At 72.1% G+C, this 23,236-nt stretch carries 21 protein-coding genes; 11 read left to right on the top strand and 10 right to left on the bottom strand.

Annotation, left to right across the window (positions count from 1 at the left end):
* The first annotated feature begins 19 nt into the window (after positions 1-19).
* From RBL05_RS06440 to RBL05_RS06430, 3 genes are all read left to right on the top strand, one after another.
* Positions 20-721, top strand: coding sequence for a hypothetical protein (locus RBL05_RS06440; RefSeq protein ID WP_308740216.1), 702 nt, complete (start codon positions 20-22; stop codon positions 719-721).
* Between the two features lie 266 nt (positions 722-987).
* The gene (locus RBL05_RS06435) at positions 988-1,863 is read left to right on the top strand and encodes a pseudouridine synthase (protein WP_308740217.1); all 876 of its coding nucleotides are present in this window, start codon (positions 988-990) and stop codon (positions 1,861-1,863) included.
* 16 nt (positions 1,864-1,879) lie between these two features.
* Positions 1,880-2,650 carry a hypothetical protein gene (locus RBL05_RS06430; RefSeq protein ID WP_308740218.1) on the top strand — a complete coding sequence of 257 codons (771 nt, stop codon included), beginning with the start codon at positions 1,880-1,882 and terminating at the stop codon, positions 2,648-2,650.
* A 101-nt stretch (positions 2,651-2,751) separates the two neighbouring features.
* Here the strand turns inward: RBL05_RS06430 and RBL05_RS06425 are convergent, their stop codons facing one another.
* Entirely contained in the window at positions 2,752-4,407 is a 1,656-nt protein-coding gene (locus RBL05_RS06425; RefSeq protein ID WP_308740219.1) for an inorganic phosphate transporter, read from the bottom strand.
* A 201-nt stretch (positions 4,408-4,608) separates the two neighbouring features.
* On the opposite strand from RBL05_RS06425, the gene guaB reads away from it, so the two are divergent.
* Positions 4,609-6,108, top strand: a complete 1,500-nt coding sequence (gene guaB / locus RBL05_RS06420) for an IMP dehydrogenase (protein WP_308740220.1) — start codon at positions 4,609-4,611, stop codon at positions 6,106-6,108.
* Here guaB and RBL05_RS06415 read toward each other — a convergent pair.
* On the bottom strand, positions 6,093-6,530 hold the full coding sequence (locus RBL05_RS06415) for a VOC family protein (RefSeq protein WP_308740221.1): 438 nt from the start codon (positions 6,528-6,530) through the stop codon (positions 6,093-6,095). The two genes, guaB and RBL05_RS06415, sit on opposite strands and share 16 nt — an antisense overlap.
* Before the next feature lie 121 nt (positions 6,531-6,651).
* On the opposite strand from RBL05_RS06415, the gene RBL05_RS06410 reads away from it, so the two are divergent.
* The 3 genes from RBL05_RS06410 to RBL05_RS06400 all read left to right on the top strand — a co-directional run bounded on the left by RBL05_RS06410 (position 6,652) and on the right by RBL05_RS06400 (position 9,228).
* On the top strand, positions 6,652-7,362 hold the full coding sequence (locus RBL05_RS06410) for an exonuclease domain-containing protein (RefSeq protein WP_318604175.1): 711 nt from the start codon (positions 6,652-6,654) through the stop codon (positions 7,360-7,362).
* A 72-nt stretch (positions 7,363-7,434) separates the two neighbouring features.
* A complete protein-coding gene (locus RBL05_RS06405) occupies positions 7,435-8,544 on the top strand; it encodes a GuaB3 family IMP dehydrogenase-related protein (RefSeq protein ID WP_259882886.1) in 1,110 nt (369 codons plus the stop codon).
* An 81-nt stretch (positions 8,545-8,625) separates the two neighbouring features.
* On the top strand, positions 8,626-9,228 hold the full coding sequence (locus RBL05_RS06400) for a hypothetical protein (RefSeq protein WP_308740222.1): 603 nt from the start codon (positions 8,626-8,628) through the stop codon (positions 9,226-9,228).
* Here RBL05_RS06400 and RBL05_RS06395 read toward each other — a convergent pair.
* From RBL05_RS06395 to pta, 3 genes are all read right to left on the bottom strand, one after another.
* Positions 9,203-9,769 (bottom strand): hypothetical protein, encoded by a 567-nt coding sequence (locus RBL05_RS06395; protein ID WP_259882884.1) that lies wholly within the window; start codon positions 9,767-9,769, stop codon positions 9,203-9,205. The two genes, RBL05_RS06400 and RBL05_RS06395, sit on opposite strands and share 26 nt — an antisense overlap.
* Positions 9,770-9,975: 206 nt before the next feature.
* Positions 9,976-11,241, bottom strand: coding sequence for an acetate kinase (locus RBL05_RS06390; protein WP_308740223.1), 1,266 nt, complete (start codon positions 11,239-11,241; stop codon positions 9,976-9,978).
* Entirely contained in the window at positions 11,238-13,310 is a 2,073-nt protein-coding gene (pta, locus tag RBL05_RS06385) for a phosphate acetyltransferase (RefSeq protein ID WP_318604314.1), read from the bottom strand. The genes RBL05_RS06390 and pta overlap by 4 nt, the downstream gene beginning before the upstream one ends.
* Before the next feature lie 280 nt (positions 13,311-13,590).
* Here pta and RBL05_RS06380 point away from each other — a divergent pair, with 280 nt between their 5' ends.
* The 3 genes from RBL05_RS06380 to guaA all read left to right on the top strand — a co-directional run bounded on the left by RBL05_RS06380 (position 13,591) and on the right by guaA (position 16,725).
* On the top strand, positions 13,591-14,556 hold the full coding sequence (locus RBL05_RS06380) for an SURF1 family protein (protein WP_263311642.1): 966 nt from the start codon (positions 13,591-13,593) through the stop codon (positions 14,554-14,556).
* 2 nt (positions 14,557-14,558) lie between these two features.
* Positions 14,559-14,960 (top strand): DUF3817 domain-containing protein, encoded by a 402-nt coding sequence (locus RBL05_RS06375; protein WP_083840098.1) that lies wholly within the window; start codon positions 14,559-14,561, stop codon positions 14,958-14,960.
* Positions 14,961-15,117: 157 nt separating this feature from the next.
* A complete protein-coding gene (guaA, locus tag RBL05_RS06370) occupies positions 15,118-16,725 on the top strand; it encodes a glutamine-hydrolyzing GMP synthase (protein WP_308740225.1) in 1,608 nt (535 codons plus the stop codon).
* A 100-nt stretch (positions 16,726-16,825) separates the two neighbouring features.
* Here guaA and RBL05_RS06365 read toward each other — a convergent pair whose 3' ends face one another.
* The 4 genes from RBL05_RS06365 to RBL05_RS06350 form a co-directional block, all read right to left on the bottom strand.
* Positions 16,826-17,545: a nucleotidyl transferase AbiEii/AbiGii toxin family protein gene (locus RBL05_RS06365; protein ID WP_259882775.1), complete on the bottom strand. Its 720-nt coding sequence runs from the start codon at positions 17,543-17,545 to the stop codon at positions 16,826-16,828.
* Between the two features lie 35 nt (positions 17,546-17,580).
* The gene (locus RBL05_RS06360; protein ID WP_318604171.1) at positions 17,581-18,006 is read right to left on the bottom strand and encodes a type IV toxin-antitoxin system AbiEi family antitoxin; all 426 of its coding nucleotides are present in this window, start codon (positions 18,004-18,006) and stop codon (positions 17,581-17,583) included.
* 282 nt (positions 18,007-18,288) lie between these two features.
* Positions 18,289-19,386 carry a GNAT family N-acetyltransferase gene (locus RBL05_RS06355; protein ID WP_263311641.1) on the bottom strand — a complete coding sequence of 366 codons (1,098 nt, stop codon included), beginning with the start codon at positions 19,384-19,386 and terminating at the stop codon, positions 18,289-18,291.
* Between the two features lie 212 nt (positions 19,387-19,598).
* Positions 19,599-21,368 carry an MDR family MFS transporter gene (locus RBL05_RS06350; protein ID WP_308740226.1) on the bottom strand — a complete coding sequence of 590 codons (1,770 nt, stop codon included), beginning with the start codon at positions 21,366-21,368 and terminating at the stop codon, positions 19,599-19,601.
* A 141-nt stretch (positions 21,369-21,509) separates the two neighbouring features.
* On the opposite strand from RBL05_RS06350, the gene RBL05_RS06345 reads away from it, so the two are divergent.
* Positions 21,510-22,139: a TetR/AcrR family transcriptional regulator gene (locus tag RBL05_RS06345; RefSeq protein WP_308740227.1), complete on the top strand. Its 630-nt coding sequence runs from the start codon at positions 21,510-21,512 to the stop codon at positions 22,137-22,139.
* Between the two features lie 38 nt (positions 22,140-22,177).
* On the opposite strand, the gene RBL05_RS06340 is transcribed toward RBL05_RS06345, so the two are convergent.
* A complete protein-coding gene (locus tag RBL05_RS06340; protein WP_308740228.1) occupies positions 22,178-23,227 on the bottom strand; it encodes an acyltransferase domain-containing protein in 1,050 nt (349 codons plus the stop codon).
* Between the last annotated feature and the right edge of the window lie 9 nt (positions 23,228-23,236).

The following is a 23,236-nucleotide window of genomic DNA, read 5'->3' as shown; positions in this document are numbered from 1 at the left end:
GAGAGTCGGAGGAGCAGTGGTGACGAGCACGCCGGACACGCTGCCCCCGGCCGCCGGAGGTGACCTCCCCACGCGGACCTACGGGCCGCCCGCCGCCGTGGTGATCGGGGCGCTGATCATCGGCCTCGTGTTCGCGGTCGTGCTCGAGTTCCTCGTGATCATCAGCTTCGTCGGGCAGCGGCTCTGGCGCCATCCGGAGCTCATGCACGATGCCCTGTTCACCCTCCCGCTGGTGCTGTGGGTGCTGGTCGCCGTCGTCTCTGGCGTGATGGCCCTGCGGGTGGTGACGCTGTGGCTGCAGCTGGACGAGGACGGCTTCGAGCTGCGCAGTCTCTTCCGGCCCACGCACAGGGCCCGCTGGACCGAGGTCGGCTCCGTGATCGCGGTGCGGGACATCGCCCGCGACTCCGGTTCCGCGGAGGCGCTCGACCCGCCGGAGACCGCCTACGACGGCGTCTACGTGCTGGACCACCAGGGCCGACGGCTTCTCGCCGTCTCGAGCCGCTTCTTCGGCGAGAGGGCACAGCGGATGGCGCTGCAGCGGGCCCGCGAGGCGGGGATCCGCATCGAGCACATCGATGCGATCACCCCAGCCGAGCTGCGACGCGAGGCCCCGCAGGCTCTGACCTTCGTGGACCGCCACCCCACGCTGCTGCTGTTCGCGCTGCTGGCGTTCTACATCGGGCACAACGTGCTGACCTTCGCCGTGTGGGGGCTGTGACGCCGCAGGGCCCTTCGTCGACCGGGCGGTCGGCGGCCGGCCCGCCGAAGGAGGACCCATCGGGCGCGGCGCCGACGGGCGAGGCGCCGTCGGGCGCAGGGCCGGCGGGCGGGACGCGGACGGGCGGGCCGGGGGAGGGGCGCCGGCCCGGCCGCGCCGCCCGCCGCCGCGCCCGTCGGCTCCAGCACCCGCTGCCGCAGCGGGACGGGCTGGACGCGGTGCGCTGGCTCGTGCCGAGGGACGCCCCCGCCGGACCGGCGGACTCGATGCTCCTCGCACGTTTCCCCGCCCTCGCGGACCCGGCCGCCACGCCGCTGGCCGAGCGCTTCGCCGCCGGGGAGGTGGTCGACGCCCACGGACGTGCGTGGGCGGCCGACGATGCCGTCGGCGTCGGAGACGAGCTGTGGTTCCACCGCGAGCTGCGCCCGGAGGACGTGCCGGCTGAGCCGCTGCCGATCCTCTTCCGCGACGAGCACCTGCTGGTGATCGACAAGCCCCATGACGTGGCGACCATGCCGCGCGGCGCCCATGTGCTCGCCAGCGCCCTGGTCCGCCTGCGCCGCGACACGGGGATCGAGCAGCTGGTGCCGCTGCACCGCCTGGACCGTCGCACCGCCGGGGTGCTCGCCTTCGGGGTGCGTCCCGAGGAGCGCAGCGCCTATCAGCAGCTCTTCGCGAGGCGCGAGGTCGACAAGCGCTACGAGGCGCTCGTCCTGCCCGGGCCCGGGTGCACGCTGCCGCGGACCGTCGGGGAGCGCGCCGAGCTCGCGGACCGGATGGAGAAGCGCCGTGGGGAGCTCACCGCGAGGATCGTGCCCGGCGCGCCGAACGCGCACACCGAGCTCGAGGTGCTCGCGGTGGGCGACTCCGAGGGGGAGGGCCCCACGGAGGGCAGGGCGCTGCTGCTGGGGCTGCGTCCCCGCACCGGACGGACGCATCAGCTGCGCCTCCAGCTCTCCTCCCGCGGCGCCCCGATCGCCGGCGAGGACCTCTACCCCGAGCCCTCCCCGGAGCCGGCCGGGCCGCTCCAGCTGCTCGCCCGCTCGCTCGCCTTCACCGATCCGGTGACCGGGCAGGCGAGGGAGTTCCGCAGCGGGCGGGTGCTCGGGGGCCTCGCCCCGGGCGAGCCCCCAGGCACCTGACCGTACGCTGGTCATCGTGAGCACGACCCCGCCCCCGGACCCCGCCGCGACCGTCCCCGCCCCGCGGCGCACCCGCAGCGGCGAGGTGCTCGTCGGCCCCTCGGTCCGCGGCCGCTACCTGCCCGGTGCGCTGATCGGACTGCCACTGGTCTCCCTGCTGCTGAGCCCCTTCGCCGGCGCGGGATTCCAGCAGTGGCGGATCTCCCGACTCCGTGACGGGCACGACGGGCTGCTCGAGCAGCTGCTCGCCCCCGCCTGGACGCAGCTGCTGCTGGGCGCGCTCGCCCTCTGGGCCCTGTTCGCGCTGTGGGCGCTGGTGCCGCTGCTGCTGTCGCGCACCGTCGTGCTCCTCGACGAGCAGTCACGGACCCTGCGCCTGCGCAAGGGCCTGCGCACCCGCGACCGCGCCGCGCTCGGCGAGGTCGAGTACGCGGTGGGGGAGGCGATGCGCGGCAGTCTCGGGCTTATCGGTGTGCGCGCGCGGGGGGAGGATCAGGTGCGGCAGTGGGTCGTTCCGGAGATCGGCTGGGACGCCGCCTCCTTCGACGGGCTGCGCGTCCTGCAGACCGCGGCGGGATTCCGTCCGGCGCCGCCGCGCGAGGTGCTGGTGCACGAGGAGCGGCGCGGCCGCGTGGAGGCGGCGCATCGGGAGCTCGCCGCCCGCCTCGACATGCCCTGGCGGGAGGAGTACGCGCACGACGAGGTCGCCTTCCAGGCCGAGTTCGACCGGGTGCGACGGGTGCTCGGCGGGCGGGAGGAACCCCGGGCCGGCGATCCGCGCCCCTGAGACGACCGCACCCCGGCGGCGTCCTGGAGGACGCCGCCGGGGCGCGGGCGCGGGTGCGGCGGCGGCGGGCTGCGGAGCCGTGCGCCGCCGAGGCCGGCGCCTCAGAAGATCGCGCGCAGCTCCAGCACGCCGGCCGCGCCGATGCCCGCGGCGGCGGGCAGGGTGATGATCCAGGCGAGGAAGATCGGCCGCATGAGCCGCCAGTTCGCGGCGTGGTTGACGATGCCCACGCCGAGCACCGCGCCGATGAGGATATGCGTGGAGGAGACGGGCAGCCCCAGCACCGAGGCGAGCAGCACGATCGTCGCTGCCGCCAGCTCCGCGGCGAAGCCGGAGGAGGGGTGCATCGCAGTCAGGCCGGTGCCGACGGTGTGGATCACCTTGCGGCCCACGAACCACAGCCCCGAGACCAACGCGACGCCGAAGGCGATCAGGGCGGCGGTGGGCACCGCTGCCTCCGCGCCGATCTGCCCGGTCTTCAGCACGTCGAGGACCGCCACGAAGGGGCCGATCGCGTTGGCGATGTCGTTGGCGCCATGGGAGAAGGCGAAGGCGCAGGCGGTGAACACCTGCATCCAGCTGAACATGATGAAGGTGGCCCGAGAGATCGACTGCTTCTTCAGCGCGCGCGCGAAGATCGTCGTCGCCATCCACACCCCGAGCGCGAGCATGACCAGCATCAGCACGCCGCCGCCGACGGAGATGTTCAGCCCCACGTTGTCCAGGCCCTTGAACACCAGCATCGCGGCCAGCACCATCGCGGCGCCGGCGGCCAGCGGCGGGACCCGCTTCTCCAGGGCGTGGTAGGCGGCCTTGCGCTCCACCTTGCGGGCCGCCTTGCGCTCCTTCTTGGTCAGATCCGCGGAGGCCTCGATGAGCTCAGCGCCGGGGCCGCCCGGGGTGAGGTCCAGCGCCGCGGACTCCGCGAACGCGGACTGCTGCAGCTCGGTCATGCGCTCGGAGGCGGGCACGTGACGCTGCCACGACTCGTCCGCGTCGTCTTCCTCATCGTCGTCATCGACGTCATCGTCGTCCTCCGCGTCGTCGTAGCCGCGGGAGCCGAGCGCGATCGCGCGAGCGGCGGGGGCGAGGATCCGGCGCTTGATCGCCCCGAACAGGAGGAAGGAGGCGATGCCGCCCAGCAGCGGGGAGAGGATCCAGGACACGGCGATCTTCCCGATCTCACCCCAGTGCACCATGGCGAAGCCGCCGGTGCCCGTGACCAGGCCGGTGGTCACCGCCGCGCCGACGATGCCGCCGATGATCGCGTGCGTGGTGGAGACCGGCCAGCCCATCCTGGTCGCCAGCAGCAGCCACACCGCGGCGCCCAGCAGGGCCGACATCATGATCAGCGCGAAGGCGAGCGGGTCGAGCGACATCCCCTCGAGGTCCACGATGCCGCTGCGCACGGTCTCGGTGACGGAGCCGCCGGCGAGCACGGCGCCGGAGACCTCGAAGACCGCCGCGACGACGAGGGCCTGCTTCATGGTCAGGGTGCCGGCGCCGACGCTCGTGCCGAAGGAGTTCGCGACGTCGTTGCCGCCGATGTTGAACGCCATGAACAGCCCGAACGCGATCGCGAGGATCAGCAGGAAGGCGTTGACGTCGGTGCCGGTGTGGGTGAAGGCCCAGATCGTGAACGCGACCACGGTCGCGAGGGTCAGCAGTCCGGCACCGACGTGCCAGCTGCGATCGGGACCGAGGAAGCCCTGGGTCACGGGGGCGTCGGTCGAGTCCTGGGCGGAGGTGCGTGCCATCGTCGCGTTCCCGGGGTGAGGAGGTACGGGGGAGGGGCGCGGGGGCCGGACGGCCCTCGCGCGCCGCGGCCACTCTAGGCCGAGAAGTGTCATCGTGGTGTCATCGGGGTGAACTCCCGGGGTGGGGCCGGGTCGCGGACGTGGCCGTTCCCACGTCGGACGGCCTGCCCGCCCCGGTTCTCCGGGACGTAGCATTTCTGCATGACGAGCGCGGATCCCTTCGGTTTCATCGGCCTGACCTACGACGACGTCCTGCTGCTTCCCGGGGAGACCGACGTGATCCCCTCCGAGGCGGACACCTCCTCCCGGCTCACCAGGGAGATCACCCTCAAGCTCCCCCTCGCCAGCGCCGCGATGGACACCGTGACCGAGTCGCGGATGGCGATCGCGATGGCCCGCCACGGCGGCATCGGCATCCTCCACCGCAACCTCTCCATCGAGGACCAGGCCCACCAGGTCGACCTCGTCAAGCGCACCCAGACCGGCCGCATCACGAACCCCGTCACGATCGGCCCCGAGGCGACCCTCGAGGACTTCGACGCCCTGTGCGGCCAGTTCCGGGTCTCCGGTCTCCCCGTCGTCGACCAGGGCCAGCGCCTGCTGGGCATCTGCACCAACCGTGACCTGCGCTTCATCCCCGTCGCCGAGTGGTCCACCACCCGTGTCGCCGACGTGATGACCACCGAGCTGTTCACCGCGCCGGAGGACGTCGCCCCCGAGCAGGCCACCGCCCTGCTGCGCAGGAACAAGCGCGAGCGCCTCCCGCTGATCGACGCCGAGGGCCGCCTGACCGGGCTGATCACCGTGAAGGACTTCGTGAAGTCCGAGCAGTTCCCCGACGCCTCCAAGGACAGTCAGGGCCGCCTCCTCGTCGGCGCGGGCGTCGGCTTCTTCGGCGATTCCCTCGAGCGCGCCGGCCAGCTGCGCGACGCCGGCGCCGACGTGCTCGTCGTCGACACCGCCAACGGCCACGCCCGCCTGGCGCTGGAGATGATCCGCACCCTGAAGAACGACCCCTACTTCGCCGACGTCCAGATCATCGGCGGCAACGTCGCCACCCGCGAGGGCGCGCAGGCGCTCGTCGACGCGGGCGCCGACGCGGTCAAGGTCGGCGTGGGTCCCGGCTCCATCTGCACCACCCGCGTGGTCGCCGGCGTCGGCGTCCCGCAGGTCACCGCGATCCACGAGGCCGCCAAGGCCTGCGGCCCCGCGGGCGTGCCGCTGATCGGCGACGGCGGCCTGCAGTACTCCGGCGACATCGCCAAGGCGCTCGTCGCCGGCGCCGACACCGTCATGGTCGGCTCCCTGCTGGCCGGCACCGAGGAGTCGCCGGGCGAGGTCGTGCTCGTCGGCGGCAAGCAGTACAAGGCCTATCGCGGCATGGGCTCGCTCGGCGCGATGTCCTCGCGCGGCAAGAAGTCCTTCTCCAAGGACCGCTACTTCCAGGCCGACGTCCCCAGCGACGACAAGATCGTCCCCGAGGGCATCGAGGGCCGCGTCTCCTACAAGGGGCAGCTCGGCTCCGTCGTCCACCAGCTCATCGGCGGGCTTCACCAGTCGATGTTCTACGTCGGCGCGAACACCGTGCCCGAGCTGAAGGAGCGCGGGAAGTTCGTGCGCATCACCGCGGCCGGGCTCAAGGAGTCCCACCCCCACGACATGGCCGCGATCATGGAGGCCCCGAACTACTCCTCGCGCTGAGCCGTGGCCTCCGCCGACGGATCGGTGCCGTGCTCGTAGCCGATCAGCCAGCGCACTCCGAAGCGGTCGCGGACCTGCCCGTCGGAGGCGCCCCAGGCCCGGCGCTGCAGCGGATCGAGGACCTCTCCGCCCTCGGCGAGCTCCGCGAACCAGGTGCGCAGCGTGGTGGGATCGGCGGCCCCGAGCAGCGCGACCATGAGTCCCCGCGCGGCGAAGGGCTCATCGGCCTCGCCGGCGTCGGAGACGTTTAGGTCCACCGCGCCGCGCAGCATGCCGTGGGCGATCGCGGAGCCGGGGCCGTCGGTCCGCGCGAACTCGGCGTAGGTCGCCGCGGAGGTCTCCCCGCCGAAGACCCCCTGGTAGAACTCGAGCGCCTCGGCGGCGGTGCCGGGCAGGTGCAGGTACAGGGCGGGCGCGGGCATCGGGTCTCCTCGGGAGCGGGACGATTCGTGTGCCCCGCGATCATTCCTCCCCAGCGCCCGCACGTCCACATCGCCCGCCTCGCGGTCAGCGCTGCGAGGGTGCGCACCTAGGCTGGGACGCATGAGCACCCCTTCCTGGATCGACGCCCCGCTGCTGGGCTTCGACACCGAGACCACCGGCACGAACGTCGAGCGGGACCGTATCGTCACGGTCGCGCTCGTGCACTCCGTCGGCCCCGGCCGCGAGAACGAGACCGTCGCGACCTGGCTGATCGACCCGGGGGTCGAGATCCCCGAGCCCGCCCAGCGCGTGCACGGGATCAGCACCGAGCACGCCCGCGAGCACGGCATGCAGCCCGCCGAGGCGCTCGACGAGGTCGCGGGCATGATCGTCGAGGCACTCGGGAAGGACGTGCCGCTGGTCGCCTTCAACATCGGCTTCGACCTGGCGATCCTCGAGAACGAGCTGACCCGCCTGGGCCTGCCCACGCTCGTCCAGCGGCTCGGCCACGACATCGCGCCCGTGATCGACGGGCTCGTCATCGACCGCGGCGTGGATCGCTACCGCAAGGGCAAGCGCACCCTCACCGACGTCCTCGCCCACTACGGCCTCGAGCAGGACGGCCGCCTCCACACCGCCGACGTCGACGTCTCCGCCACGCTGGACGTGGTCCGCGCGATCGCCGCGAAGCACCCGCAGGTCGCCTCCTCCACCCTCGAGGAGCTCCACCGCGAGCAGGTGGGCTGGCATGGCCGCTGGGCCGAGGGCATGAACGAGTGGCTCACGAAGAAGGGCAGGACCCCGGACGTGACCACCGCCTGGCCGCTGTGACGACCCGGGGCGGCGGCCCTCCCCGGCGGCCGGCCCGTCGCGGTCCCCGGGATCGGTAGACTCCCCGGTGTGATGAGCGAGATCGAGATCGGCCGCAACAAGCGGGGACGCCGCAGCTACAGCTTCGACGACGTGGCGGTGGTCCCCTCCCGACGCACCCGGGACCCGGAGGACGTCTCCACCGCCTGGCAGGTGGACGCCTACCACTTCGACATCCCGATCTTCGCCGCCCCGATGGACTCCCTGATGTCCCCGGAGACCGCGATCGCGCTCGGCGAGCACGGCGGACTCGGCGTGCTGGACCTCGAGGGGCTGTGGACCCGCTACGAGGACCCCTCCGCGCAGTTCGACCGGATCGCCGCCGCCTCCGAGGAGGGCGTGGTCGAGGTGATGCGCAGCGTCTACGAGGAGCCGATCAAGCCCGAGCTGATCCGCGACCGCATCCAGCAGCTGCGCGATGCGGGCGTGACCGCGGCCGGCTCCCTCTCCCCGCAGCGCACCCAGGAGCACTGGAAGACGGTCGTCGACGCGGGCGTGGACCTCTTCTTCATCCGCGGCACCACCGTCTCCGCCGAGCACGTCTCCACCGGCCGTGAGCCGCTGAACCTCAAGCGGTTCATCTACGAGCTCGACGTCCCCGTCATCGTCGGCGGCTGCGCGACCTACACCGCGGCCCTGCACCTGATGCGCACCGGCGCCGCGGGCGTGCTCGTCGGCTTCGGCGGCGGCGCCTCGCAGACCACCCGCGAGACCCTCGGCATCCAGGTCCCGCTCGCCAGTGCCGTCGCCGACGTCGCCGCCGCCCGCCGCGACTACATGGACGAATCCGGCGGCCGCTACGTGCACGTCATCGCCGATGGCGGCCTGGGCCGCAGCGGCGACCTGGTGAAAGCGATCGCCTGCGGCGCCGACGGCCTGATGGTCGGTGCGGCCCTGGCCCGCGCCGAGGAGGCGCCCGGCCGCGGCCACCACTGGGGCAGCGAGGCGCACCACCCCACGCTCACCCGCGGCCACCGCGTCCCCGTCGGGACCGTCGCCCCGCTCGAGCAGATCCTCTTCGGCCCGTCGATCTCCGCCGACGGCACCACCAACCTCGTCGGCGCGCTGCGCCACGCGATGGCGACCACCGGCTACCTCGACCTCAAGGAGTTCCAGCGGGTCGAGGTCGTCACCACCGCCTGAGACGACGGCGGGGATGACAGCCCCCGCGGCGAGGAGGACAAGCGCCTCGAGGCGAAGCTGCGGCGCTCCTACTTCCTGTTCGTGGCCGCGTTCTTCCTCGCGCTGTGGATCCTCACGTCCCAGGACCACTGGGCGCTGCGGCCGGGCATCCTGTCGTTCTCGATCCGCTGGGTGGTCGACCTCGGCTCCGGGCTGATCCCGCTCACCCTCGCCCTGGGGCTCGTGCTCCAGGTGCCCCTGCTGCGCCGGCCCCGCCGCGCGGACGCGCCGGGGACGACGCGGAGCAGGAAGGGGCGTGCTCGCTACCGCGCACGTGGCGACGCGGGGACGGAGCGGTCCGAGGACTCCGAGCGGGTCGTCGGCTCGACGGATCCTCCGGCCGCAGTGCACGACGGGGAGGGCGGTGGGGAGCAGGAGCGTCTGCGGATCCCCGGCGGGCCCCTCCCCGAACTCGGCGCGCAGCACCGCTGGGAGATGGCGGAGGCGCTCGGCATCACCTGGCGCGTCGAGTTCGTCCACGACCATCAGGGCTGGGCCGTCGCCTGCCTGGAGGCCGTGCGGCGAGCACCTGCGCCGGCCGGCCGCGCCGTCCCGCGGCCAGGCTCCACGCCTCGGGATCCCCGCGAGATCTCACGCCGCAGGCTCCTCGCCCGAGTCCTCAGGCGGAGCGCACCAGCGCGATGATCCCCCAGATCAGCATCACCAGCGCGACCAGACCGAGCACCACCGGCAGCAGGACGCCGACCCCGATGCTGATCGCGAAGCCACCCATCCCCGCATCCCACAGCGCGACCGACTCGCCGCCCGTGCAGGTCACGGAGACCTCCTGGTCGCCGAAGACCTGCACCGAGTACAGGTCGTAGTAGGGCACGCCGTCCACCGAGCCCATCGAGGAGGAGGCCTCGGCTGGTTCGACGGTGACGTCGGCGCCCTCGATCTCGCAGGTCGTCGTGCCGAGGTCCTCCTGCGGCACCGCGATGGAGTACATGGACCAGGTCGAGGCCTCGAAGCTGTCGCCTGCGGGGTCCAGCGGGGCCATCTCCGTGTTCCCGGTGACGATGAACATGGCACCGATCATCGCCGCGACGATCGGCATCACCACGAGACCGATGGCGTTGGCGACCAGGCCCAGCCCGCCGAAGATCGTGCGCTTCAGCCCGCGGCGGCGACGACGCGGAGCCGGGGCATAGCTGTGGGCAGGGCCGTAGGCAGGCGGATAGGTCATCGGTTCCCCCTCAGGACGCATGGATGCGAAGCACAGGATATCCAGCGGCGCGGCTGACCGGCGCCCTCCGACCGGGACGGCTCGTCACGCTCGACGAGAGCGGCATCGTGCGAGTGAGCCCTGTCGCACGACGGCGGCGCCTGGCACACTGGGCCTGCTCCGCAGCGATGCTCCGCCGGGTCGACCTGGCCGCCCGCTCGACCTGCTCAGCGCTTCGAGCGCGCGACCTCCAGCGCCTGCTGCGCGATCGCGAGCTCCTCGTCGGTGGGGACGATCAGCACCGTCACCGGCGAGTCGTCGGCCGAGATGACTCGGACGCCCTTGGCGCGCTCGGCGTTGCGCGCAGGGTCCAGACGGATCCCGAAGCCCTCGAGACCGGAGAGCACGCGCTCGCGCACCTCCGGCACGTTCTCGCCGATGCCGGCGGTGAAGGCGATCGCGTCGAGTCCGCCGAGCACGAAGGCGTAGGAGCCGACGTACTTGCGCAGCCGGTGCACGTACACCTGCATAGCCAGCTCCGCGTCCCGGTCCCCGTCGCGGATCGCGGCGGTGATGTCGCGGAAGTCGCTCTTCCCGCACAGCCCCTGCATGCCGGAGCGCTTGTTCAGCAGGGTGTCGATCTCGTCGATGCCCATCCCCGCGCTGCGGGAGAGGTGGGCGTACACGGCCGGGTCGATGTCCCCGGTGCGGGTGCCCATCACGAGGCCCTCGAGCGGGGTGAGCCCCATGGAGGTCTCCACCGGGTCGCCGCCGCGCACCGCCGAGGCGGAGGCGCCGTTGCCCAGGTGGAGCACGATCTGGCGCAGCGCGGAGGTGTCCTTCCCCTGCGCGGCGAAGTGCGCGGCGACCTGCTCGGAGACGTAGCGGTGGCTGGTGCCGTGGGCGCCGTAGCGGCGGATCCGGTACTCGTCGGCGACCTGCTTGTTCAGCGCATAGGTGCGCGCCGCCTCCGGCAGGGAGGTGAAGAAGGCGGTGTCGAACACGGCCACGTGCGGGATCGCGGGGAACAGCTTGCGGGCCGCGTCGATCCCGTCGACCGCCGCGGGGTTGTGCAGCGGCGCGAGCGCGCCGAGGTCCTTGATCTGGTCCCGCACCCAGGAGTCGATGAGCTTCGGGGCGGAGAAGCGCGCCCCGCCCTGCACCACGCGGTGGCCGACCGCGACCACGTTCGCCTCCTCGAGGGAGAGCCCTGCCTGCTCGAACAGCCGCATGACCACCTCCATGGCCACGACGTGGTTCGGCACCTCGCCCGAGAAGGGCTGCGCGACCGAGCCTGTCTCCAGCCGCGCGACGCCCTTGTCCAGGCCGATCCGCTCGACGATCCCGGAGGCGAAGACCTCCTCCGCGGTCGGGTCCAGAAGCTGGAACTTCAGCGAGGAGGAGCCCGAGTTCAGCACGAGCACCGTCGCGGCGTCCGGGATCGTCCGGGGGCGCTCGGCGCTGTCGGAGGAGGCAGGGGCGGACGTGGTCATGCGTTCTCCTTCGCCGGCTCCGTCGAGGCGTTCTCCGCGTCGGCCGCCTGGGCCTGGATCGCGGTGATCACGACGGTGTTGATGATGTCGTCCACGAGCGCTCCGCGGGAGAGGTCGTTGACCGGCTTGTTCAGGCCCTGCAGGACGGGGCCGATCGCGATCGCGCCGGCCGAGCGCTGCACGGCCTTGTAGGTGTTGTTGCCGGTGTTGAGATCGGGGAAGACGAACACCGTCGCACGGCCCGCGACCGAGGAGTCCGGCAGCTTGGTCTTGGCGACCGAGGCGTCCACCGCGGCGTCGTACTGGATCGGACCCTCCACGTCGAGCGACGGGTCGATGGAGCGCACCAGCTCGGTCGCCTCGCGCACCTTGTCCACGTCGGCCCCGCTGCCCGAGGTGCCGGTGGAGTAGGAGAGCATCGCGATCCGCGGGTCCACACCGAACTGCGCGGCGGTGGTCGCGGACTGCATCGCGATGTCGGCGAGCTGCTCGGCAGTGGGATCGGGGTTCACGGCGCAGTCGCCGTAGACCAGCACCCGGTCCTCGAGCGCCATCAGGAACACCGAGGAGACGATCTTCGCGCCGGGCCTGGTCTTGATGATCTCGAAGGACGGGCGGATCGTGTGGGCGGTGGAGTGGACCGCGCCGGAGACCATCCCGTCGGCCTCGCCCATCTGCACCATCATCGTGCCGAAGTAGGAGACGTCCTGGACCGTCGAGCGGGCCTGCTCGAGGGTCACGCCCTTCTTGGCGCGCAGCCTGGCGTACTCCTCCGCGTAGCGTTCGACGTGCTCCGGGTCGTGCGGGGAGACCACGCGCGCCTCGGAGATGTCGTGGCCGAGCTGGGAGGCCTTGGCGCGGATCGTGTTCTCCTCGCCGAGCAGCACCAGGTCCGCGACGCCGCGGGCGAGGATCGACTCGGCTGCGGCGAGGATCCGCTCGTCCTCGCCCTCGGGCAGGACGATCGTCTTCTTCTCCCCGCGGGCGCGGGCCAGCAGCTCGAACTCGAACATCATCGGGGTGACCACCTCGCTGCGGGTCACCTCGAGAGCGGAGAGCAGCTCCTCGGTGGGCAGGTGCTCGGCGACCGCGCGGCGCGCCGCGTCGAGCTTCTGCGCGCTCGCGGCGCTGAGCCGGCCGCGGGAGCGGGCGATCCGCACCGCGGTGTCGAAGGTGGACAGCTCCGAGGTGATGATCGGCAGGTCCTGCTGCACGCCGGAGATGAGGCGGTCCACCTCCTCGGGCACCTGATAGCCGCCCGTGAGCACGATCGAGGAGAGCGCGGGGAAGGTGCCCGACTGCTGCGCCATGACGAGCCCGGGAAGCAGGTCGTAGCGGTCGCCGGGGGCGATCACGGTGCAGTTCTCGGTGAGACGGGTGAGCACGTTGGGCAGGCTCATCGCCGCGATGACCGTGCCCACGGAGACGCGCTCGAGCCACTCGGGATTGCCCATCAGCAGCGAGCCGTCCACCGCGTCCTTCAGCTCCTGCACCGTCGGCGCCAGGATCACCGGGTTCTCCGGGATCGCGGAGACCAGCGCGCCGGGCACCTTCGCCGAGACGGCCTCGCGCACGGCGTCGAGGGACGCGGCCTCGGCACGGTTGACGATGACGGCCAGCGGCATCGCATGGTGGCCGCCGAACTCGCCGACGGCGACCGCTGCGAGCGCCCCGATCTGGTCCGGGCTGCGGTCCAGCCCCGAGAGCACCACCACCACCGGCGCGCCCATGTTGGCGGCGACCTCGGCGTTGAAGGCGAGCTCGGTGGGGTTGGCGAGGTCGTCGTAGTCCGAGCCGAGCACGACCAGCACGCTGTAGCGCTCGACGAGCTCGCGATGGCGGGCGAGGATCCGCTCGTGGGCGGCATCCGGATCGGACAGGACCAGCTGGTGGTCCACCCCGATCGCGTCCTCGTAGGCCTGGTCGACAGCGGGATGGCGGATGAGCAGGTCCACCGCATAGTCGCGCGTGGACGTCGAGCGCACGACGGGGCGGAAGACCCCGACGCGATCGGATCGGGAGGCGAGGGCTTCGAGCAGACCGAAAGCCACCATCGACTTGCCGGTCATCCCCTCCGGGCTGGCGATATACACACTCTGCGACACGACCCCAGCATAGGCGCGCAGCCCTCCCGTGGCACGGGGCCGGGAGTCCCGGCCAGGAGCCGTCGGCTCGGGTACGGGGGAGCGGCCGACGGGCCGCCGCGCGCCGCGCCGAGACGACGGTCCGAGACGAAGGGGACCCCGACGGCGCAGGTGGGGCGGGCCCGGCCCCGGCGAGGTGGATTCCCGACGTGATCGAGGTCCCTCTCCAGGCCCCGTCCGGGCGCCGCCTCGTACCATGGTGGCCATGCTCCGCGTCGCCCTCCGTCCCCGATTCCTCGGGCTGCTCGCCCTGATGATCGTGGCGACGATCGTGTGCGGTCTCCTCGCCGGATGGCAGTGGGACCGCGCCCACCGCGCGCTGACCGACAAGGCCGACGGCCCCCAGCAGATCGGCGACATCCGCGAGGTGGTCGGCGTCGGCGACGCCGTCACCAACGAGATCGTCGGCGACATCGTCACGGCCGACGGACGCTTCGCCGCCGGCGAGCAGGTCCTCGTCCCCGGCCGCCGGATCGAGGGGCAGGACGCCGTGATCGTGGTGACCGCCTTCCTCGTCGAGCTCGAGGACGGCACCGAGGCTCGCCTGCCCGTGGCCCGCGGCTGGCTGCCCGCCGAGGACGTGGCCGGCGAGGACGGCGCGCTCGATCCCGCCCTCGCCCCCGCCGCGCCCGAGGGGGAGGTCCACCTCTCCGGACGCCTCGAGGCGAGCGAGTCCGCCTCCGGCGGCGTCGTCGACGGCGTGGCGCGGGAGATCGCGACCCCGCTGCTGGTCAACGAGTGGGGCTCGCCCATGTACGCCGGCTATCTCGCGCTGGACGAGGCCGAGGCCCCGCTCTCGGCGCTGCCCGCCGCGGAGTCCCAGTTCTCCCGCGGCCTGGACTGGCAGAACATCGGCTACTCCTTCCAGTGGGTGGCGTTCGGCGTGTTCTTCCTGTACCTGTGGTGGCGCTCGGTGCGCACCGCCTATCGCGACGAGCTCGACGACCGTCGCGAGGAGGTCGAGAGGCTGCTCGCCGAGGCCTCCGGCGACGGGCCCCGCCCCGGGCCGTCGGCCGGCGCCCAGCCCTCCGACGGCGCCGATTCCGCCCCGAGTGCCGACCCCGCCGCCGACCGCTCCGCCGGCGCGGACCACGCCGCCGGACTCGCCCCCTCGGGCATCGCCCCGAGCTCCCGCCCCGCCCCCCAGCAGAACCCCGACAAGGACGTGTGACCGTGCCCGCAGAACGCCCCCTCGACGAAGTCGCCGCCAGGACCTCCTTCGCCCGCTTCCGCGTGGCCTCCATCGTGGAGGGGATCGCGCTGCTGGTGCTCGTGGGCATCATGACCATGCGCTATGTCGTCTTCGGCGGCGACGCCTGGTTCACCTCGACCTCCCCGTTCTGGGAGCAGGTCTCCTCGGTGTGGTCCCCGATCCACGGCCTGATCTACATGGTCTACGTGGTGCTCGGCTTCGACCTGTGGATGAAGATGCGCTGGGGCCTGCCGCGGATGCTGCTGCTGATGTTCTTCGGCGTCGTCCCGGTGCTGTCCTTCTTCGGTGAGCGCTGGACCCACCAGCGCGTCGAGTCCGATCTCGCGCGACGCCCCACGATCCAGGACCAGGAGCGGGTCTGACCGCTGGGTGACCGGGCCCTTCCCGACCGGCCCCTTCCCGACCGGGGCAGCGGTGTCGGGCCCGCGCCCGAGGAGCGGGCCCGGCGTGAGCAGGCTCGCCCTCGGGGGAGCCGGGCCGCGGCGCCCCGGGGCCCGGGCTCGACGTAGACTCGCGCCTGTGACCGACACCGACCAGCGCCCCGTCCTCGTCGTCGACTTCGGCGCCCAGTACGCACAGCTCATCGCTCGTCGCGTGCGCGAGGCCCGGGTCTACTCCGAGATCGTCCCGCACTCGATGGCCGTCGAGAAGATGCTCGCGAAGGATCCCCGCGCGATCATCCTCTCCGGCGGGCCGAGCTCCGTCTACGCCGAGGGCGCGCCCCGCCTGGACCCGGCCCTGCTCGAGGCCGGCGTGCCCGTCCTCGGGCTCTGCTACGGATTCCAGTCGATGGCCGCGGCGGCCGGCGGCACCGTCTCCCCGACGGGCGTGCGCGAGTACGGCGCGACCCGCCTCGAGGCCCTCGACGCCTCCTCCGAGCTGCTCTCCGGCCAGGACGTCGACCAGAACGTGTGGATGAGCCACGGCGACTCCGTGACCGCGGCGCCCGAGGGCTTCGACGTCGTCGCGACCTCTGCCGCCAGCCCCGTCGCCGCCTTCGAGAACCGCGACAAGCGGCTCTACGGCGTGCAGTGGCACCCCGAGGTGGGCCACTCCGACCGCGGCCAGGAGGTGCTGGAGAACTTCCTCCACCGCGGCGCGGGCATCGAGCCGTCCTGGACCACCGGCAACGTCATCGAGGAGCAGGTCGAGCGGATCCGCGCCCAGGTGGGCGAGGGCACCGCGATCTGCGGACTCTCCGGCGGCGTGGACTCCGCCGTCGCCGCGGCGCTCGTGCAGCGCGCCATCGGCGACCGCCTCACCTGCGTGTACGTGAACCACGGCCTGATGCGCCAGGACGAGTCCGAGCAGATCGAGAAGGCCTTCGGCGCCTCCACCGGCGGGGCGAAGCTCGTCATGGTCGACGCCGAGGAGCAGTTCCTCACCGCGCTCGCCGGCGTCACCGACCCCGAGACCAAGCGCAAGATCATCGGGCGCGAGTTCATCCGCACCTTCGAGAAGGCCCAGGCGGAGATCCTGCGCGAGCAGGGCGTCGTCGAGGGCGAGGGCGAAACGGCGAATGTCGGGAAGGCGTCCACCGCCTTTCTCGTCCAGGGCACGCTCTACCCCGACGTCGTCGAGTCCGGCGGCGGCGAGGGCGCGGCGAACATCAAGAGCCACCACAACGTCGGCGGCCTGCCCGAGGACCTCTCCTTCGAGCTGGTCGAGCCGCTGCGCACCCTGTTCAAGGACGAGGTGCGCGCCGTCGGCACCGAGCTGGGCCTGCCCGACGAGATCGTCTGGCGCCAGCCCTTCCCGGGCCCCGGCCTCGGCATCCGCATCATCGGCGAGGTCACCAAGGAGCGCCTGGACATCCTGCGCGCGGCCGACGCGATCGCCCGCGCCGAGCTGACCGCCGCGGGCCTGGACCGCACCATCTGGCAGTGCCCCGTCGTGCTCCTGGCCGACGTGCGCTCCGTGGGCGTCCAGGGCGACGGCCGCACCTACGGCCACCCCGTCGTGCTGCGCCCCGTCACCAGCGACGACGCGATGACCGCGGACTGGGCCAAGGTGCCCTACGAGGTGCTCTCCCGGATCTCGACCCGCATCACCAACGAGGTCTCCGAGATCAACCGCGTCACCCTCGACATCACCTCGAAGCCCCCGGGCACCATCGAGTGGGAGTGAGCGTCGCGGCCTGAGCCGCGACCTCCGCGAACGGGCCGGGGCCCGAGCCGCCGCACAGCGGGCTCGGGCCCCGGCCCGTTCGTCGTCGGGTCGAGGTCGCTCAGCGCACCCAGGCCCTGCGTACGGCATCGGCGGCTTCGTCGGCGGTGACCGCCGGCCGGCATTGGTGACCGAGCGCGGCCTCCCATTCCTCTGGCGTGGGGAGCCGTGCGAACGAGACCGCCTCCGGTGACGTCAGTGGACCGGAGCGTGAGAACAGGGTCGCTGCGTCCTGATCGATCATCCCGGCGGAGGCCAGAGCCCAGAGGTCATAGAGATCGCGCGGCGCGGCTCGGTCATGCCAGGCGGCAAGTTTGGCGGCGGCGCAGGATGCCGGTGTGAAAACGCGCATCGTGGCGGGCGGGGCATCGCTGTACCGCTGTTCGAGGTCGACGACCTCGGTCGGCCATGGGGGCAGATGCGATGCGCTGAGCAGCTGAATCTGGACCCGCACTGATCCGATCGTCATCGTCGACGGATCGGCGTCTCGCGTCTCCTCGAGGGGTGGCGCGAAGCGCGGGCGCCCGAGACTCCTCCGCAACAGGCGTGAGAGCGTCTTCCCCACAGCAGATGCGGTGGCGGCCCGAGGGCCGAGTGCGATCAGATCGATGTCCTCGGAGAGGCGCAGAGCGGGCAGATGAGTTCGTGACAGGGCCGTGCCGCCGAAGAAGACGAGGTCGTCGGTCCCGAGAGTCGACAGTGCGGCAAGTGCGTGGGAGATGACGTGGTCGCGGCGCACCTGGGCCTCGCCGACACCGAAGAGCTCGGCGATCTCGTGCATCTCGCCTGTATCGAGTACTCCTGGTGCTCGAGAGATCATCGTGATGCGCGCAGTTCGTCGAGTGTGCGACGGATCGCGGTATTCGTCCGGGGCGCCGTGCGGATGATCTGCGCGTACTCGTCGGGATCCAGCTGCGGGCGGAGAGTTTCGGCGGCGGTCAGCGAGGTGTCGCGGTCGCCGCCCTGGGCGGGGCGCATGAGCAGGTCGACGTGTGTCTGCTCCGGAGTCGTGACCAGTGCTCGACCCAGCTCGGTCTCCTCCAGGGCGGCGTCGACGAGGTCGAGGTCGCGCTGCACGAAGTGGACGGTTCCGGATCCGATCGTCAGAGGATGATGGCCTGCGGTCGGGACCGCGATGACCGTAGTGCCGATCGCCCGCGGGATGGCACCCCAGTGGCGGGCTGCGCCGATCCCCATGAGGATCGTGCGGCGCTCGCCGTGCCGCGCCGTCGCGATCGCCAATCCAGCGCTCTCCAGCCCGGGCTGCCAGCGCCGTGCATCTCGGCCATCGGGGGGACGGTGTAGATGCCATGTGCCAGACGCAGCAGCGCACCGCCGGACACGAGGGAATCCAGCTGACGCCACGTGTTGGTCCCGGCGGTCTGCAGATCGCGGAACCGCATCGTGCGCAAGGGGGCGCTGGCGATCGTCCTCACGAGCTCCAGATCCTTCATCTCGCCCCTTTCACTGAGCGTGAGCATACGCCATTCGTATACCTGTGCTCGATGAATGCCAGGCTTCCCGTCAGACCTCCGTCGGCGGCTCGAGCAGGCGCGAGGGGTGCGAGGGGGCGACGGCGTGCCAGGAGTGGGTCCTCTCGAAGGTCTCCCAGCCCATCGCGGCGTAGATCCCGTCGGCGCCGGTGGGGGAGTCGTCGTCGACCTCGAGGTCCACGAACTCCCGTCCTCGCTCGGCGGCATCGCGGATCGCGGCGCGCAGCAGGGACTTCGCCACCCCGTGGCCGCGGGCGCTGCGGTGCACGCCGAGGTACTCGAGGTAGGTGCCCTCGCCGCGGGTGGCCGTGGCCTTCATCGGCGCGGCGACGAGGCCGCCGGCGGGCAGCCAGCGTCCGTCCCGCTCGATCTCGGCGATCCACCAGTGGTCCCAGTCCGCCTGCTCCGGGTTCTCGATGAGGCGCTGGGCGAACTCGGCGAAGGACTCGCGGTAGGAGTTGAAGTGGTCGGCGAAGGACTCCTCGAGCATCCGGTGCACGGTGCGGACGTCCTGGGCGACCGGCAGGCCCGTGTCGTGGAGGTTGACCCTTCGCACCCGCGTGCCCTCGCGCGGGGCGGGCGTCGACGTCGCCTCCTCCGCCTCGACATGGCGGCGCATGTGCAGCCAGGTGCGGACCTGTGCGTAGCCGGCCGCCGCGAGCAGGCGCTCCTTGTCGGTGTCGAGCTCGTTCGCATCGGTGGTGAGCTTGGAGGTCTCCACGCCGCGGGCGCGGGCGAACGACCCGCCGACCTCGACGGCCCAGTCCAGCAGGGAGGCGGCGAGCGCATCCCGCTCCGGGGCCTCCGACGCGATCGTGAACTGGACGTTGGTGCGGCCGGTGGCGCGGTCCTCGAGCGAGATCCAGGCCAGCGGCGGCAGGTCGAGGGAGGGGGCGCCGTCGGCGGCGACGGGGACCACGACCACCTGGCGTCGGGCCCACGACTTCAGCCCCACCATGCGCGAGCGCAGGCCGGCCTCGTCGGGTGTGGCCTCGGGGTCGTAGCGGCGCATCGAGGCGGTGATCAGCGCGGACACCGGGGCGACGTCCGCCGGGATCGGCAGGCGCGTGGTGACCCTCCCCTCGAGCGATGCGGGGAGGGCGGGCGGGAAGTGATCCACGAGCAGCATCCGCCCATCTTTTCACGACGGGCACGGGGCGCCTGGGCGTTCGTCCGGGCGCATCGGGCACCGGCGTGTCGCGGCCCCGCCCGTCGAGACGCCCTGCCCGAAGTGCCGAGAGCTCCGTTCCTCCCGGGTGGAGCGGGTGGAACGGAGCTCTCGGAGTCTCGGCGAGGTGCGTCGCCGGAGTGGGTCGACGGCCGACGGGCCGACGGGCCGGCTCAGCGGGCGGTGCCCACCGGATCGTGTCCGTCGTCGGCGGGGCGCTGTCCCGCGTCGGCGTCGGCCTCGGGGTCCACGACCGGGATCGGCCCGGTGCGGGGGTGGAGGTCCTCCGGCTCGGAGCCGGTGCCGCTGAGCTCCGCGGCCGCGTCGAGGCCGGGCTGTGCGACCTGCTCATCGGCGGTCTCGACGGTCTCGCGCAGCGGCACGTGCTTGATGAACAGCGAGAGCACCAGCGCGAGGACCGCGAAGGGCACCGCGGTGAGGAACACGTCGTGCATCGCATCGCTCAGCCCGCCGCGCACCGGGTCCACGAGGAACTCGGGCAGCTTCGCCAGGGCGGAGGGGTCCAGCACCGCGTTCTCGAGGGTGCTGGTGTCGACCTCACCGCCCGTGCTCTGCAGCGCGGCGAGCTGCTCGGGCGGCAGGGCCGCGATCTTCTCGGGGATCGCGGTGGACATCGAGGCGGTCATCACGGTGCCGAGCACGGCGGTGCCCACCGTCGAGCCGATGTTGCGGAAGAACTGGATCGCGGCGGTCGCGGTGCCGAGCTCGCGGCGGGAGACGGCGTTCTGCACGACCAGCGTGTAGACCTGCATCGACAGGCCGAGCCCCAGGCCGATCACGATCATCGCGAGGGTCAGGTGCCACTGCGTGTCGCCGTAGGAGAGGTTCGCCAGCAGCAGGTAGCCCGCGACCATCACCACGCCGCCCAGGATCAGGAACGGGCGGTAGCGGCCGGTGCGGGAGATGAGCAGGCCCACCAGGATCGAGGTGAGGATCATCGCGACCGACTGCGGGACGAGGATCATGCCGGAATTGGTGGCGGAGACGCCCATGACGCCCTGCGCGTAGACGGGGATGTAGATGATCGCGCCGAACATCGCCACCGCGATCGCGAAGGAGGCCGCGACCGACAGCGCCACGATCGGGCGCAGCAGCAGGTGCAGGGGCAGCAGCGGCTCCTCGACCCGGGTCTCGATCACCACGAAGGCGACGAGGAAGAGTGCGGCCACCGCGTACATCCCGATGATCACGGGGGAGGTCCACTCGTAGTCGCCGCCGCCCCACGTGGTGGCCAGCAGCGCGAGCACGAGGCCCGGGGTGAGGGTGAGGATGCCCCAGAAGTCGACCTTGCCGTGCTGCTGGGACTTCTCCAGGTGGAGGAAGCGCAGGATGAAGCCGAAGGCGACCACGCCCAGCGGCAGGGTGAGGAAGAACAGCCAGCGCCAGCCGACGTGGTCGGTGATGGTGCCGCCGATCAGCGGGCCGGCGACCGAGGTGACGCCGAAGACGGCGCCCATGATGCCCTGGTACTTGCCGCGCTGACGGGGCGGGATGATGTCGCCGATGATCGTCTGGCTCAGCGGCATCAGGGTGCCCATGCCCAGGCCCTGCACGGCGCGGGCGAAGACCAGGAACCAGAAGCCCTGGGCGAGGCCGGCGAGCACGGAGCCGATCATGAACACGGCGAGGCCGCCGAGGTAGAACCAGCGTCGGCCGTAGAGGTCGGAGAGCTTGCCGACGACGGGGACCGCGACGGCGGAGACGAGCATCGCGGCGGTCGCGATCCAGTTGTAGTGCTCGACGCCGCCGAGCTCGGCGACGATGCGCGGCATCGCGGGGCCGACGACGGTCTGGGAGAGGGAGGCGACGAACATGCCGAGCATGAGCCCGACGAAGACGAGCTTGCCCTGGCGGTCTAGGCCGGTGAAGGCGGCGGGCTCCGCAGCGGCCGGCTGCGCTGCCCGGGTGGTGGATGCAGTCATGAGGTCCTCGGGAGTGAGCGGTGGGGAGACGGCCGCAGCACCCCGTCGGGCTGTGACTCGCACACACTACAGAACTGTTGCATTGACTGCACTATTGCATCGAGTGCAGATTTTGTGATGTGTCGGACCTAGGATGGGGGCGTGACTTCCGCGCAGACGACCGATGACCATGACCCCGCGGGCTCGGAGGAGCTCGGCCTGCGGGAGCAGAAGAAGCGCCAGACCCGCATGGCGATGCACCGCGCCGCCCTCGAGCTGGTGGTCGAGCGCGGGCTCTCGGCCGTGACGGCGCAGATGATCGCCGAGCGTGCCGGGGTCTCCACCCGCACCTTCTTCAACCACTGGGTGACCAAGGAGTCCGCGATCCTCGGGATCAACGGCGGGGAGGGTGCACAGGCGATCGCCTCGTTGCGGGAGAAGCTCCCGGTCATGCCGGCGCGTGAAGCGATGCGCTCGATGATGCGCGAAGCGATTGCGAACGTCCCCGTCGACCGCGGTCTGCGCGAGCTGAAGAAGCAGGTCATGGAGCAGGAGCCGAGCCTGCACCTGGTCTCCAGCGGAAACCTCCAGGCGATGCAGACCGAGCTGGTCGAGGAGCTCGCCGAGTCGCTCGAGGGCGAGTTCGCCCGCGATCATGCGGTGATCCTGGTGCAGGTGAGCTTCGCCCTGACCCGCAGCGCCTTCGCGATCTCCATGCGGCGCGGCATCGACCCGGTCCGCGCCTTCGACCAGGTGCTCACTCTTTACGACGGGTCGGGCACCGAGATCTGAGCCGGAGGCCGCGCGAGCCCGGGCTGAGGTGGGCAGGCTCAGCGGAGCATGCGGCCGAGTCCGCCGGTCCAGCCGCGCCCGTCCTCGAGGCGCTCGGCGACCCCGCGCTCGAGGCGCGAGGTGCGGGGGAGCGAGGCGACGTCGACCGGGGGCCGACGGCCGAACACGAAGAAGAGCGCCCCGTCGTCCATCCGGGAGCGCTCGAGCATCTCCCAGCGCGCGGCGAAGCGGGCGAGGTTCGAGCCCTCTCCCGTGATCTCGGCGAGCTGGTCGCTCAGCAGCCACGAGTCGCAGACGAACTCACGGCCGAACGCGGGCTCCTCCGTGCCGCGCCCCGCGCCGAGCTCGGGGTAGTGCTCCGTGAAGTACGCGGTCGCGGCGTCGAAGGAGGCGTCGACCTCCGCGGGATCCAGCGGACCGCGCGCCGGGATGTGGGTGCCGAGCACCCAGCGGCGGGGGTCGTCGGCCAAGGGAGCCGACCCGTCGGCCGCGGGAGCCGATCCGTCGGCCGACGGCGTCGAGCCGGAGCCCGCGAGCAGGGCGACCCTCTGGCGGTGCAGGTCGAACTGGAGGCGCCCGAGATGCACGAGCCGGCCCGCCCAGTTCATGCTCACCCAGTTCAGCTGGTGGAGGCCCAGGCGCCCCGTGCCGGCGCGGTGGACCCGCATCTGCTGGCCGAGATCGGCGAGCACCTCCCAGGACTGCTCGGGGGTGAGGTCGCGGGCGTTGTGCCAGGCGCGCACCGTCGAGGTCGAGACGAGCAGCGCGAGGATCGCGACCAGACCCTCCCCGGGAGCGAGACGCCGCTGGAGCGCGTCGTGGCGGTCCTTCTCGGCGGCGAGGTCGACCTCGGGCACCTCGAGTCCGGCGGCGGCGCGCAGACGGTTCGCGATCGCGGTCACCTCGGCGAGCACCTCCTCGTCGGCCGCGGCGGCGTCGAGCAGGGGGAGCAGGTCCGAGGCGTCCTGGTCGGTGATCCCGAGGTTCTCGAGCAGGGCGGTGCGGGAGGGGGCGGTGAGCATGACGCGCACGTCCGCCGCGGCGAGCTCGTCCTCGGCGCGGATCCCGGCCGGCGGGGGTGGCTTCATGTGATCACG

Origin of the sequence: Brachybacterium sp. GU-2, from assembly GCF_030866705.2 — a bacterium.
GTDB classification, from domain to species: domain Bacteria; phylum Actinomycetota; class Actinomycetes; order Actinomycetales; family Dermabacteraceae; genus Brachybacterium; species Brachybacterium conglomeratum.
Note: the sequence above shows the minus strand (reverse complement) of the source record. Positions and strands in the feature narration are given on the sequence as shown.

Excerpts from the sequence above, each read along its gene's own strand:
- RBL05_RS06425 (WP_308740219.1), bottom strand. The coding sequence starts at position 4,407 with ATGGCACGCACCTCCGCCCAGGACTCGACCGACGCCCCCGTGACCCAG.
- RBL05_RS06350 (WP_308740226.1), bottom strand. The coding sequence starts at position 21,368 with ATGACTGCATCCACCACCCGGGCAGCGCAGCCGGCCGCTGCGGAGCCC.
- RBL05_RS06355 (WP_263311641.1), bottom strand. The coding sequence starts at position 19,386 with ATGCTGCTCGTGGATCACTTCCCGCCCGCCCTCCCCGCATCGCTCGAG.
- RBL05_RS06405 (WP_259882886.1), top strand. The coding sequence starts at position 7,435 with ATGAGCGAGATCGAGATCGGCCGCAACAAGCGGGGACGCCGCAGCTAC.
- pta (WP_318604314.1), bottom strand. The coding sequence starts at position 13,310 with ATGACCGGCAAGTCGATGGTGGCTTTCGGTCTGCTCGAAGCCCTCGCC.
- guaB (WP_308740220.1), top strand. The coding sequence starts at position 4,609 with ATGACGAGCGCGGATCCCTTCGGTTTCATCGGCCTGACCTACGACGAC.
- RBL05_RS06380 (WP_263311642.1), top strand. The coding sequence starts at position 13,591 with ATGCTCCGCGTCGCCCTCCGTCCCCGATTCCTCGGGCTGCTCGCCCTG.
- RBL05_RS06365 (WP_259882775.1), bottom strand. The coding sequence starts at position 17,545 with ATGCACGAGATCGCCGAGCTCTTCGGTGTCGGCGAGGCCCAGGTGCGC.
- RBL05_RS06410 (WP_318604175.1), top strand. The coding sequence starts at position 6,652 with ATGAGCACCCCTTCCTGGATCGACGCCCCGCTGCTGGGCTTCGACACC.
- RBL05_RS06415 (WP_308740221.1), bottom strand. The coding sequence starts at position 6,530 with ATGCCCGCGCCCGCCCTGTACCTGCACCTGCCCGGCACCGCCGCCGAG.
- RBL05_RS06340 (WP_308740228.1), bottom strand. The coding sequence starts at position 23,227 with ATGAAGCCACCCCCGCCGGCCGGGATCCGCGCCGAGGACGAGCTCGCC.
- RBL05_RS06395 (WP_259882884.1), bottom strand. The coding sequence starts at position 9,769 with ATGACCTATCCGCCTGCCTACGGCCCTGCCCACAGCTATGCCCCGGCT.
- RBL05_RS06435 (WP_308740217.1), top strand. The coding sequence starts at position 988 with ATGCTCCTCGCACGTTTCCCCGCCCTCGCGGACCCGGCCGCCACGCCG.
- RBL05_RS06390 (WP_308740223.1), bottom strand. The coding sequence starts at position 11,241 with ATGACCACGTCCGCCCCTGCCTCCTCCGACAGCGCCGAGCGCCCCCGG.